10 protein-coding genes are annotated in these 12,398 nt (G+C 58.8%); 2 read left to right on the top strand and 8 right to left on the bottom strand.

Going from position 1 to position 12,398, the window contains the following annotated elements; translation table 11 throughout:
* Positions 1 to 56 precede the first annotated feature (56 nt).
* From AC2EBU_RS07695 to uppS, 4 genes are all read right to left on the bottom strand, one after another.
* Positions 57 to 2,279 (bottom strand): polysaccharide biosynthesis tyrosine autokinase, encoded by a 2,223-nt coding sequence (locus tag AC2EBU_RS07695; RefSeq protein ID WP_484609773.1) that lies wholly within the window; start codon positions 2,277 to 2,279, stop codon positions 57 to 59.
* A 23-nt stretch (positions 2,280 to 2,302) separates the two neighbouring features.
* A complete protein-coding gene (locus tag AC2EBU_RS07700; RefSeq protein ID WP_484609774.1) occupies positions 2,303 to 2,752 on the bottom strand; it encodes a low molecular weight protein-tyrosine-phosphatase in 450 nt (149 codons plus the stop codon).
* Between the two features lie 14 nt (positions 2,753 to 2,766).
* Positions 2,767 to 3,957 carry a polysaccharide biosynthesis/export family protein gene (locus tag AC2EBU_RS07705; RefSeq protein ID WP_484609775.1) on the bottom strand — a complete coding sequence of 397 codons (1,191 nt, stop codon included), beginning with the start codon at positions 3,955 to 3,957 and terminating at the stop codon, positions 2,767 to 2,769.
* 180 nt (positions 3,958 to 4,137) lie between these two features.
* Positions 4,138 to 4,866, bottom strand: a complete 729-nt coding sequence (uppS, locus tag AC2EBU_RS07710) for a polyprenyl diphosphate synthase (protein ID WP_484609776.1) — start codon at positions 4,864 to 4,866, stop codon at positions 4,138 to 4,140.
* Between uppS and AC2EBU_RS07715 the strand changes: the two genes are divergently transcribed.
* Positions 4,810 to 7,335, top strand: a complete 2,526-nt coding sequence (locus AC2EBU_RS07715; protein WP_484610156.1) for a YjbH domain-containing protein — start codon at positions 4,810 to 4,812, stop codon at positions 7,333 to 7,335. The genes uppS and AC2EBU_RS07715 overlap by 57 nt on opposite strands.
* Positions 7,336 to 7,485: 150 nt before the next feature.
* Positions 7,486 to 8,094 carry a hypothetical protein gene (locus AC2EBU_RS07720; RefSeq protein WP_484609777.1) on the top strand — a complete coding sequence of 203 codons (609 nt, stop codon included), beginning with the start codon at positions 7,486 to 7,488 and terminating at the stop codon, positions 8,092 to 8,094.
* 49 nt (positions 8,095 to 8,143) lie between these two features.
* On the opposite strand, the gene AC2EBU_RS07725 is transcribed toward AC2EBU_RS07720, so the two are convergent.
* From AC2EBU_RS07725 to AC2EBU_RS07740, 4 genes are all read right to left on the bottom strand, one after another.
* A complete protein-coding gene (locus AC2EBU_RS07725) occupies positions 8,144 to 9,292 on the bottom strand; it encodes an MraY family glycosyltransferase (protein ID WP_484609778.1) in 1,149 nt (382 codons plus the stop codon).
* Positions 9,293 to 9,725: 433 nt separating this feature from the next.
* Positions 9,726 to 10,601, bottom strand: a complete 876-nt coding sequence (locus tag AC2EBU_RS07730; RefSeq protein WP_484609779.1) for a hypothetical protein — start codon at positions 10,599 to 10,601, stop codon at positions 9,726 to 9,728.
* On the bottom strand, positions 10,586 to 11,224 hold the full coding sequence (locus tag AC2EBU_RS07735) for a PIG-L deacetylase family protein (protein ID WP_484609780.1): 639 nt from the start codon (positions 11,222 to 11,224) through the stop codon (positions 10,586 to 10,588). Before AC2EBU_RS07735 ends, AC2EBU_RS07730 begins: the two co-directional genes overlap by 16 nt.
* 77 nt (positions 11,225 to 11,301) lie before the next feature.
* Positions 11,302 to 12,396: a DegT/DnrJ/EryC1/StrS family aminotransferase gene (locus tag AC2EBU_RS07740; protein ID WP_484610141.1), complete on the bottom strand. Its 1,095-nt coding sequence runs from the start codon at positions 12,394 to 12,396 to the stop codon at positions 11,302 to 11,304.
* Positions 12,397 to 12,398: the final 2 nt, after the last annotated feature.

Raw genomic sequence — 12,398 nt, forward strand, 5'->3', positions numbered from 1 at the left:
TACGGAATCTATGATGCAAGAATCTGATTAACTTGAAATAGTTTGATTCACCATGCCTAAGATTGGCCGTAGCGGTAGTCTTGATAGCGATATTTGCTGTAGCGATAGCCGTAACCTCCGTACCGACGCTTGTCCGCCCTGAAGTCGTTGAAGACGATGCCCTTGACTGCTATTCCAGCCTGTTGCAGGCGTTTTGCGGATTCCTGTATTTCCCCAACGGTGGATACGCCTTCTTTGCTCACCAGGAACACAGTTCCTGCATGGGCAGCAACGATTTGGGTGTCCGCAACAGCCAGTACCGGCGGTGTGTCAATCAGGACCAGGTCATACATGGCACCCAAACGATTCAGTGCATCGAGAAAAGCGGGAGAATTCAATACTTCTGCTGGATTGGGGGGAAGAGCACCCGTGGCGACAAGGTCTACGTTGGGCGCGACGGCGCGTCTGATGGCGTGTTCCAAACTGGCCGTACCGGCGACCAACTCGCTCAAGCCTGGCTTGCGGTCAATTCCGAAATATTGGTTCAAATACCCCTTGCGCAGGTCTGCATCTATCAGCAACACGCGCTTTCCAATCGCCCCCAGCACCGCTGCAAAGTTTCCACTGACAAAGGACTTTCCAATTCCGGGGGTCGGCCCGGTGAACAACACGATATTGTTGCGGGCGTCCAGTAGAGCAAACTGAAGTGCCGTTCGCAGGCTCCTCAGACTTTCAATGCCAGGATCCCCGGAGTGGCTCAAAGCCAGAAGATGCTGGCCGGGCGCTTTGGATTTGATCGCTGCGAACAGCTGTTCTTGTGCATCGCTGTGGGGGACCGTGGCGAAGACACTCAGCCCGGTTCGGCCCTCGATCTCGCTGGCATCGCGCACGCCGGGATTCATCATGCTACGAAGCACGGCCACTCCCAAACCCAGCAACAAACCTACAAAAGCACTGGCCATGACGATCATTCCCCGTCTTGGCGCGATCGGGCTGGGACTCACTGCGGCGGAATCCACCACGCGAACATTGCCCACCTTGCCTTCGCGTACCAAGCGAAGCTGCTGGGCGCTGTTCAGCAGGCTGGTGTAGAGCTCTGCGTTGACTTTGACATCCCTGGTCAAACGCAGGATTTCCTGCTCGACATTCGGCAGCACGGTGACCTTGGCGTTCACTGTGGCCAGCTCCTTCTTCAACGCTGCGATTTGCGCATCGACAACCTGGACCGAAGGGTGCGCCTGTGTGAACTGCGAAAGTAGCTCGCGGCGCTTCTGTTCAAGTTCTACAACCTTGGTTTGCAATCCCACCGATGATTCCAAGGCAAGTCGTCCTTCAGAGCTCAGGTCAAACGTGCCTTTCTGGTTTCGAAACTGGCTGAAACGGGTCTCGGAGGATTCGAGCTGCCGCCTGAGTTCCGGCAAGAAGCCGTTCAGGAAGCCGAGCGTCTTGTCCGCTTCTGCCGCCTTTCGTTCCACGTTCTGGCGGACGTAATTCGCACCGACAGCTGACAAAATCCGAGCAATATGGGCTGGGTCACCGCCACTGAGTGACACGGAAATGACGCCCGATTGGCGCCCGCGCTCCGAGATGCGGAGGCTTCTCTGCAGGTTCTCGACGACCGACTGGCGGTTTGCCCGCACAACATGGAACTCCGCTCCGGGTTTGCCCCGCAACTCCTGAACCAAGAAGCGCCCCCCAGCGAATTCGGCAACATTCCCCACGGTACCTCTGACAATTTCCACCCCCTCCCTGTTCAGGAGGGTGTAGCCTTCCTGCGTCGCGACGAGCGTGAGGCGGGTACCCTCCAACTCCGAGGGCAGCTCCAATATGCCAACGCGAACTGCCTCATTGCCCGAAACATAACCTTTGAAACCCATGAACCCGGGATCGGACAAGCCTTTTGCCCTGCTGGCAAGCCAGCCACCTATATACGGAAGCCGCTTGGGTGCAGCAGACACAAACAGCTGCAACTCATCGACCGCCTGACCAACCACGAGCCGGGACCGCAAGATTTCCATTTCAGCGGAAGCGGGCGAGCGAATCTCGAAAAGGCTGGCAGCTTCGCCGAGCGCTCCTGCGGCTCCCGGTTTGCTTTCTTCCACCTGGATGAGCGTATTGGCTTCGAACACGGGGCGGCTCAACATTGCGTACGTGGCCCCAATAAGCGTCACGACGATCGTTACCGCCGCAATCAACCACTTCGCGTCGAGCAGAGAGTCCAGTACTCCGAGTAAATCGAAGGAATCCTCCGCTTCGACGGCTGCGGGCGCGGTTGCGGAGTAGGTAGTTGGGTTAGTCATTGGTATGCAGAACCTGCGAACATTCAGGAAACAAGACGGATTCGTCGAATCCACTCCACGGCGCCGGCTTCAATACGTTGATGCGCGATTTCAAAAGCGGCCAGGGGTTTTCGGTAGGGATCGTCAATTTCAAAGGGTCCCGTCGGGCCGTGATCCCCCAGACGCCGAACCTTTCCGCGAGCGAAAGGGAATCGTTCTTCCAGCGCTGCCTTGTGGGATGACTCCATCACCAGGATGAGATCTGCCTGGGTGCACATCCATGTTTGAACTTGCTGGGCTCGATGAGTCGACAAATCCAAACCAGAACGTGAGGCAAGTGCCGCGGCGGTTTCATCAGCGGGCGCTCCGACCACGGCGGCCAGGCCCGCCGACCAGACCTTGCGTTCCGGAAAAGCACGGCGCAAAAAGGCCTCAGCGACAGGACTACGGCAAATGTTGCCGACACAGACGGTCATGATGTTGGCGATAGCCACGGGAGTCGCGTCGTTCAGTTGGTAACGATGCTCTTCGTCGTGTTCAGCGCCTGGGCGGTGGGCAGTATCAGGCTGATGACCCGGTTCCAGCGGACGAGGGGGACGGGGTCAACAAACACGACGTCCCGCGGCTTCAGCTCGAAACCTTCGGCAAGCGCGTACCCCATGGGTGAGCGCGCATCCAGGTGATAAATCTCGGGCAGATCGGCCGCTTCAGCACCCGCCGCCCCTGTTGCACCCGCCGGCTTGGCGCGGATCACAAAAACCTGGCGCGGATCGGCCGACCCCGGATTGATACCACCGACTTCGCCCAGTGCCTCGTTGAGACTGAGGCGACCATTTCGCAGCGAGAGCGCCCGAGGGGCCAAGACCTCGCCGAGCACGTAGACACGGCTGTCGTCGCGATGGGCAACCCGGACCAGGTCACCGGCCTTGAGCAATATGCGGCCCGGGTTGACGCCCCGGGCGGCGAGTTCGGTCAGGTTGACGTTGACTAGGTTGTCCCCCCGGGACAAGAGGACGCTGGCACGGTCCGCATTGGTCGTGAGCCCGCCGGCACGGCTGAGTGCCTCAGGCAAGGTCATGGGGATGTCGTTGATGGCCAACTGCCCGGGTGTGCGAACTTCACCGTCGACATACACCCGCCCGGCGCGATAGGCCTGAAGGCGCACAGTGACCTGCGGGTCGCGGATGAAGCGGGCCAAGGACTGTGTTATCGCGGCACGGGCTTGTTCTTCGGTGAGGCCGACAATACGGATGGAACCGATCAGCGGAAACTGGATCGCCCCTTCCGGGCTGACGTTGTAGCCGTTGCCCACGTTGGAAAGGCTGCTGGCGTCCGACGTCAGGGACGATCCCGCCGGGGGGAGTGCCAATTCCGGCCGGCCCCAGACGACCACGTTGACGATGTCTCCGACGCCAATGCGGTAGCTCGCCGCTTCACCGAAAAATGGACGCAAATTGACGAGTGGGTCGGCTTGGCGCGCTGCAGCTTGCTGGCTACGAACCAGTTCCGTAGTGATGCTGCGCAGTACGCCGGGGGGCGGCGGATCGGGCAGCCCCTGTTCAATCTGCAGCGCACCGGTGCCAGCGGCCGCATTGCCTTTGCCGCCAAACAAGCGCGCGAGCGTAGTGGCCGAGCCCGATGGCTGCACGACCAGCGCCTGGTTGGAGGCCGTCTGCGGGTTGGGCTTGGCAACAGGCACTTGGTCCAGCGTCGGCCCGAAAAGATTACCCGGGGAATAGGCGCAGCCCCCAAGAACAAGCAGGACGACGGCGAGAGCCCCGCCAAGGGTCAAACGCGAGGAAGCGACAATAGCAATAGAGGGCATCATGCGGATAGGCTAACGGGTTCAGACGGCAGGCACTGGAATCAATGAGGGCGCCTATTTGTCCCCGCCGGCCGCAACGCGGCTTGCAGGTTCTTGGGACAGATGGACCTGGGACGCACCCACATCAGCCCCGAACCGTCGCTCCCGTTGGTGGAACGAGGCGATGGCGGTATCGAGGTGGTCGCCGCTGAAGTCAGGCCACAAGGTGGGGGTGAAATAAAACTCGGAATAGGCCAGCTGCCACAACATGAAGTTGCTGATGCGCGATTCGCCGCCGGTGCGGATCAACAAATCGGGCGGTGGCAGCCCGGCGGTACACAGGAAAGGCTCGAGCGCCTGCGGACTCAAGGACTCGACGGACTGCCCAGGATTGGCCCTGGCCCAAGCCTGAACGGACTGGACAATGTCCCATTGCCCACCGTAGTTCAGCGCCACATTGAGCTGCAGGCGCTGTCCGCCAGCGGTGTGCGTTTCGGCACTGGCCATCAAGGCCTGCAAGGCGGGGGCAAGTGCATGCCGGTTGCCCAGAAACCGCAGGCGCACCCCCTCAGAGACCAGATTGGAGACTTCCTGCTGTATGAAGCGGCGAAGCAAAAGCATGAGCGCAGCCACCTCCGCACGCGGGCGGCGCCAGTTCTCTGTACTGAACGCAAATATCGTCACCACGGGAATCTCGCGCGCAGCACACGCACGCACAAGCGTTCGCACGGCATCAACGCCGGCTTTGTGACCCAGTGGGACAGGCCAACCGCGCTGCTCCGCCCAGCGACGATTGCCGTCCATGATCACCGCGAGATGTTGCAAAGTGTTAATAACGGTCTCCCGGGAAAGCGTCGATTATCACTGGTTTGGCTGCGGCGTTTATCAGGGCCGTTTTCGCACGAGCGTGCGATTCGAACGCTCGCGGCAGGTCACGACCAAAACCACGCGACCGTGTGGCCCGCGGCGCCTTGTGCCTACAATTGCCGAACGCTCGGGCCGAAAGTACACCCGACCTCCCTGCTACCAAACCGACCAAACGCCCGCGCCGCCATGACCAGCAATCCCAGAGCGAAGAATAGACCCCAGACCCGAGCAGCGACCGACGAAAACGGGCTGGCAGGTGAATTCCCCTCCCCTTTTTCCAGACGGCCTATATGGGTGCTTTCAGCGGTCGCGATGGCTGCGGGGGCCTGCAGTGCAGTGCACGCCCAGGTTCTGCATGACACCTATCAGCTTGCCCCGGCCGGCTATTCCGGGGCAATCAACACCCCCACGGCAGACGTGATCCGAACGGGTTCGGCAGTTCTGGCCCTGAGCAACAGCATCCCGGAGCGGAGGCAACTATTTCCTGGCAATCCATTCGGCGGCTTCAATCTCGGGCTGGGATTACTACCGGGCCTTGAAGTCGTGGGACGACTGGTGTTTGACGGTGACCTTCAATGCAATCAGTTTGATCGCCCAAGATGCCAATCCGCATCCCGCGATCTTTCTGTCAGTGCGAAGTATCAGTTGCCGCTGACGTTGCCGCTGGACTCGCGCGTAGCGGTTGGCTTTACCGATTACGGCGGTGCAGCCACCAATTTTCGGCAGCTGTACGGGGTGGCGACCACCACATTAGGGCCGGTGGATCTGTCCGTGGGGTACAGCAGGCCGAGTTCGACCAGCGCGCTTATGGACGGAGTGTTTGCGAGTGCCACGGTACGGGTGAACGACCAGCTGGCCGTGGTGGCCGAGTCGGACACCAAAGCGCGGCGAATTGGGGCGCACTACACCCTGGCGCTTCGCGACAACCTGAATGTTCAGCTGGGCGTGAGCCATCGGCTCACCGGCACAGCGAACCAGAAGGCCAACCAGGTGACGGCAGCGCTGCAGTACACCTTTGATCGCCCGCGCGCCGTGACGGCTGATCGCCCTGCCGTTGTGGGCTCCGCGTCGACCGCCGGTCAGCAGCTTGCCGCAGGCGCGGCGGCGGCTCCCAGCGATTTGGCGGCTCTGGTGGCAGAGCGTGTCGCACGGGCCGGCTTTGAAAACATCACTGTCTCTCGGGTTGCTCTGGGCACTTCGCCGGCAGCTTTGTGGTGGATTCAGGCAGAACCGTCGGGCTGGCGCAAGAACCATCTGGATGCGCTTGGTGTCGGCCTGCGGCAATGGATGGAGCTACCCGGGTCAGCGGGTGATGAAGTGTTCTTCAATTTGACCCACCGTGGCGTCCCAATTGTCGGCCTGCACGCCGGGCGCACCTGCCTTGCGGAGTTTGCAGGCGGACTGACCACCTGCGCCAACGGCCAGGCATTGACTTTTTATCGGGGGGAGGCCAGACCGCCCGCCCTTCGTGAGGGGTCGGCAGGCGTGGACCGGCTGGTCGCCGAGCACAGTGCCGGGAAACTCCGGCCGGATTTTGAACTCGGCGCAAGCCTGCGCACCTCGGTCGGCACAGAGGTTGGTCTCTTTGACTATTCTGCAGCGGTCGACGCCGCGGCGGAAGTGCCGATTGCCAAAGGCCTGGCCTGGCAAGGCAATCTGCATGTGCCGGTGGCTCGGTCCGGCGATTACCGGCAAGGCGGCGCCTTCTACGGGCTTTCTCACCAGAAGACGCAGATTGAGCAGTCGGTGCTGACTTACTGGCGGCACCTGGATCTGCCGGTTGTGGGCGCCACGGCGGTTCAGGCCAGCGGGGGACAGATTGCCTCCAACTACCGCGGGGGCCAGGTCGACGCGGTCTGGATGAACCCCAACGGAGATTGGCGCGTAGGCGCAACTGCGGGCGTTTACCAACGTGGCACGGACAGCAAACGGGTTGTGCCGGTGTTGGCGAGCGCCCGCCACACGGTGATGCCTGGAACCTGGCACCTGGAAGGCACCGCCGGGCGTTTCCTGCGTGGCGACCGGGGCTACCAGGTGGCCAGCCAGCACTGGTTTGGCGACTATGGCTTCAAGATGTTCATCCGGGAGTCTGTGGGCGACGCGACGATGCCTCGCACCCGTTTCGCTGGATTCGAGTTCTCTGTGCCATTGGGACCGAAAGCCGCCAGCAAAGTGGCGGGCTTTAATGTGCGCGGACAAGACCGCTTCAGTTGGGGGTTGACCACCAAAATTGGGGGGACCGACAACATCATTACCCCAGGCTACCTGCAGGTTCCGAGGGCAAGACACGGCGTGTGGACCGACGTGACCGACTACGACCGAAATGGCATTTTGGACCTGTGGGGCAATGCCGACCGGCTGCGGCGGGCTTTGGCCAGGCCCAACCCCGATACCCCAATCCGCTGACCTGACAGACTTTGTGAAGTAATTGGTACTTTCTGCATAATCTTGGTCCGTAGGGCGTAGCGATAGTCTTGGCAGCGCGATCGATACAATGGCGGCCACGCGAATCCGTTACCATACGTTTCTGTTTTCCGTCACTTTTTTGGAGTCCTTATGAAGATGCGTCTCAATCCGATGTTTGCCGCTGCGGCAATTGTCGCTGGTTCCATGGGTCTTGTGGCTTGTTCTGACAGTGATCCGGTTCGCTCGGTTGCCAGCAACACCGCCGTGACCGTCACGCCGGCGACTGCGACCTCAGCCAAGGCGGTAGTAGCCGCGCTGCCTGCTGCGGGGACCACTTTCACACTGCCGGCCGCAGTGACCGGAACCGGTGGGGCTGGCGTCATTCCCGCCGGATCGGCCATGACTTTGAAGAGCACGAGCGGCACAAGTGTCGCTGCTTTCGAAGTAAAGGGCGCGGACCCGGCCAACACCATGACTGGAGTAATGGATGCTGGCTCATGCATCTTCCGCGTGACCGCAACGACCGGTACCGGCCTGGGCTTCAAGATTGGGGACACGTTCACCGTCAGTCCTTGCAGCGTCACTGTGAACACGGCGGGCGCTGCGGCGGATGGCACCAGCCAGAACCGGACGGTTTCGGTGACCCTGGGTACTGTACAAACCAGTATCGGGACCGTTGCCGTGACCATTACGCCATCCGGCGAGATTCAGGTTGGTGGCAATTCTGTGGGCACCGCCACGTTTGTGACCGGCACCTGAGGGCCGAACAACACGCCCCGCTTGAAAAACCCGCCAGATGGCGGGTTTTTTATTGCGGGGGCTCTTCCATCACGGAAGAGTCCAGGAAGCTGCTCTGCTCAGGCGGCGGTTCCAGTCGGTTGACGATAAACACGAACAGGGTCACATAAGCCGCGCAGATGATTTGGAGCCAAGCCGTTTTGCCAGGTACCAGCATGGCAAGAACGCAGGGAATTGCAGCAACGGACATCGTTCGCAATGCTGCAGCCGGATTGGAAGCACCAGGCCAGGGACGATGACCCGAGGCACGTGCCTGGCGTCGCAGCCGCTCGACCCACAAAGAATGCATGTGGCGGGAGTCCGGATGGGTAGCACGCAAACCCTCGCGGATTCGCCGCCAAGCCGAGTACAGCGTCTCGGTGACGGGATGGATGACAACCGCCAAAGCAAACCACGGGCTGACGTTCGCATTGCGTTGAACCAGCGCAATGACAAGGACGGCAACCACAAAGCCAATGAGGTAAGCCCCAGCGTCGCCGCAGAAAATCTTGCCGTGAGGAAAGTTCATGAAGGCAAAGCCGGCAACCCCCATGGCGGTTGCAGCACTGGTCAAGACAATCGCCTGATCGCCCACGCCATGGGCCACAACGGCAATAACGCCCAGCATGACCAGCGTGATACCGGCCAAAAGGCCATTGAGACCGTCCACGATGTTCATTGCATGGACCAGACCGCCCACAGCAAGAACCGTGACACAAAAAGAGAACCAAGGCCACGCCACCAGCCATGCGTCCAGCCATTGAAATCCTGCAGATTGGATCCGCACGCCTGCAAACCACCACACGACGCCACCGGCAATCAGCGAAACAATCAGTCGCAGGCGGATGCTGGTTGCCTTGCGGATGTCTTCGTCAAGACCAAGCAAATAGAGTGGCAGCAGACCGAACATCAACCACGCCGGGGAAAGACCCAAAAACGCTTGCCATAAGGTTCCGCCGGAAGCCGACAGAATTCCGACAAAAACGAGTATGCCTACAAAAATCGCCAGCCCACCAACGCGCGGGGTAGGATGTTCGTGCTGCTTTTGTGGACCGGCGGCCGGATGGTCACCGGTCAGGTGAAGGTGAAAGTCGCGAGTATGGACCAGCAACCACGCGATGGCAAAGGACGAGAGCACCCCTCCAACCAAGGGAAGCCAAACGGCGATCAGCAACCTCATTTTCGGCAGCTTTCGACCCAGCCCTGAAAACGGTCCCCCTCCGGCGGACCACCCTTCTCGCTATAGTGCATGAATATCAATTCTTTTGTGTGCGAGAGACCGCCGCAGCGAGCCGCCCGGGACCCGCAGATATCGCCGCCCCTAAGGGATTACGATCAATCACAACCCCAGGAAAGCCTCCACCGTGCCGAATTCTAATCCGCAATCGAACTTCGCCTCCACATGTTACGGTCTTGCGGACGGGTCCGAAGGGAAGATACGGGACGTGAGGTAGGGACTTATCCGGAAACTGCATGCTGAGAAGGTTTGCTTGATAAGCTGAAGGAGACAAGGCGCCTCACTTTCTGGCATCAAGTACCTCTCCACTAAAATGTCGGAGGTCCGACGATCTTTCGAAGTTCAATCAGCGATCAGCGATTTGGCAACCCGCACTTTAGCGCGCAAGAGGTTTAGCGGGATTCCCCACCACGACCACGCCGTCATGGACCGATTTCACCACGACCGCACCGAGTCCAACAACAGCGTCTGATCCGATTGTCAATTGATTCAGAATTGTTGCATTCGGCGCAATCCAAGCCCTCGGACCAATTTTGACACCTCCGGAAACTTCGGCACAGGCGATCACGAATGCATCCTCGCCAACATCAATGTTGTGCGCAATGTGGACGTGATCGTCAATCTTGCAGCCGGACCGCAAAACCGTGTCGCCTAGCGTGCCTCGACAGACAGTAGTCAGCGAGCCAATCTCGACATCAGAACCAATTACAACCGTGCCGATATGCGGAAGGCGAACCGCCCGTCCACTTGCATCCCGCTCGAAGCCGAAGCCTTCTTCTCCGACAACCGCTGATGACTTGATTACACAGTTCTCACCGACGATCACTTCATCGCCAATCACAACATTGTGATAGACGACTGATCCCGCACCGATCTTCACACCTCGCCCCAAAACCACGTTTTGCCCAATTCGTGCGGACGGGTGGATTTCCGGGGCGGCGTCCGACCATACAAAACCGGCCCACTGCTCCAACAATCCAAGTGCCCGGGCGAAATCAAGGCGCGGTTGCGTCGAAACCAATGTAGGGCCGAGACCCCGTTCCGATGCAAACTCTGAGGTGGTCAGAAGCACAGGCGCCGGCCCCACTTTTGCAGCCCAACCTGCGCTCTTCGCAAAACAAAGAGAACCACCAACTGCGGATTCCGCAGCATCAACCCGGGTAATGACTACTCCCGGATCGCCGTGAAATTCGACTCCCAATGCGGCCGCAATCCTGGACACAGGAACGGCTGTTTTCAGTGCGCGACCCATCGTATTACCTCAAACGCTTCTGCGTAACGGCATCCTACCTGAAAGCCCCGTTGAACGGCGAGGCTCTCAATGAACTCTTCGTAACGAGGATTCCTGAAAATCTGTGATCTATACGCACCGATCGCACGCACTTTGGCAGCAAGTTCGGACGCGTCGACCTCTTGAAAAAAAGTCAGATCTGTCTTGCGATTGTTCCATGGCATGTCGTACCCAAGGATGCTTGACCGTTTAAAGGCGCGAAATCCCTCTTCCGATATGACTTGATGATCCTGGTGGGTATCGTGGGAACTCGGGAGCAATACCAAACTAGGGTTCAATTCTTTTCGCAATCGGATCATTTCCTCGAGAATATCTTGCCGATCTCTGGGAAAGTAGCGCACTCTGTGATGGAGAACTCGTACATGTCCAACTGGAATTCCCAACTCCCTTGTGGCATCAAAAACCTCAGTCCGCAGCACATCCTCCGGGAACTCCGTCAGAACAGATTCCTCCGCAGCGCTGAAGGCAACATACCAAACCTGATGTCCAATCCCGATCCAGCGAGCGATAGATGCGCCCGCACCCCATTCACCGTCATCAGTGTGAGGGGCAAGCACCAAAATCCTCTGTAAATCGTTATTCATTGGCATACTTGTCTTACTACCCGGTCAGGCAACTCGGGCAAACGAATAAACACCCCAAAATTGGAGGGCTTTTTCGATTACTTTGAAATCGAGGAGACCAATGCGCGACAAATCGCTTCCTGATCAGCGATCGAAAGATCAGGACTCATGGGAAGACTCATGACCTTTGAGGCCATCTTCTTGCTCTCCGGAGTACAGTCGGGACAACAATAATGCCTGTAGACTGGCTGTTCGTTCAAAGGAATGGGATAGTGCACCGCTGTGGGTACTCCCTCGTCTTTGAGTTTCTCCTGCAACCTCTCACGATCCTCGACAAATACGGTGTACTGTGCGAAAACACTGGTCCTATCGGGACGTTGGGTCACAACTGGAACGCGACCTTTCAACAATTCGTTATAGCGATCCCCTAAATCGAGACGTTTTTGTATTTCCCATTCAAACCGCTCCAGCTTGGCGAGAACTATCGCGCACTGCAGCGTATCCATCCTGCCGCCAACCCCTATCCGTGTATGCAAATACCTTTTGCTTTGACCATGAATTCTGATTTCTCTGAAGGCTTGCGCTAACGCATCATCGTTGGTAAATATCGCGCCGCCATCACCGTAGCAGCCCAAAGGCTTGCTCGGGAAGAAACTGGTACAACCGATCGTACTGAGATTGCAGCTCTTTCGCCCGTTGTACTCTGCACCGAAGCTTTGAGCAGCATCTTCGATGACCGGAATTCCACCACGACGCTGCGCTATGGCATTAATCTCGTCCATGTCGGCAGGTTGGCCGTAAAGGCTAACGGGCATGATGGCGCGGGTCTTTGATGTAATCCGCGCTTCGATCAGGGAAGCATTGATATTGCAGGTGTCTGGTTCAATATCAACAAACACTGGCACCGCACCGAGCAAAGCGATGACTTCTGCGGTCGCCGCAAAGGTAAAGGGGGTCGTGATGATCTCGTCGCCAGGCTTGATATCCAGTGCCATCAAGCTGATCAGCAAGGCTTCCGTGCCGCTGGCAACGGTGATGCAATGGCGGGCGCCAGTGAACACCTCCAGGCGCTGCTCGAGTTCGCGCACCTCCGGGCCCATTATGTACTGACCGTGCTCCAGCACAGCATCAATTCGGGTCTGGATTTGGGGTTGTAAAGCCCGATACTGGGACTTCAGATCAATGAACGGGATAT

It is taken from the genome of Curvibacter sp. T50 (assembly GCF_057219955.1).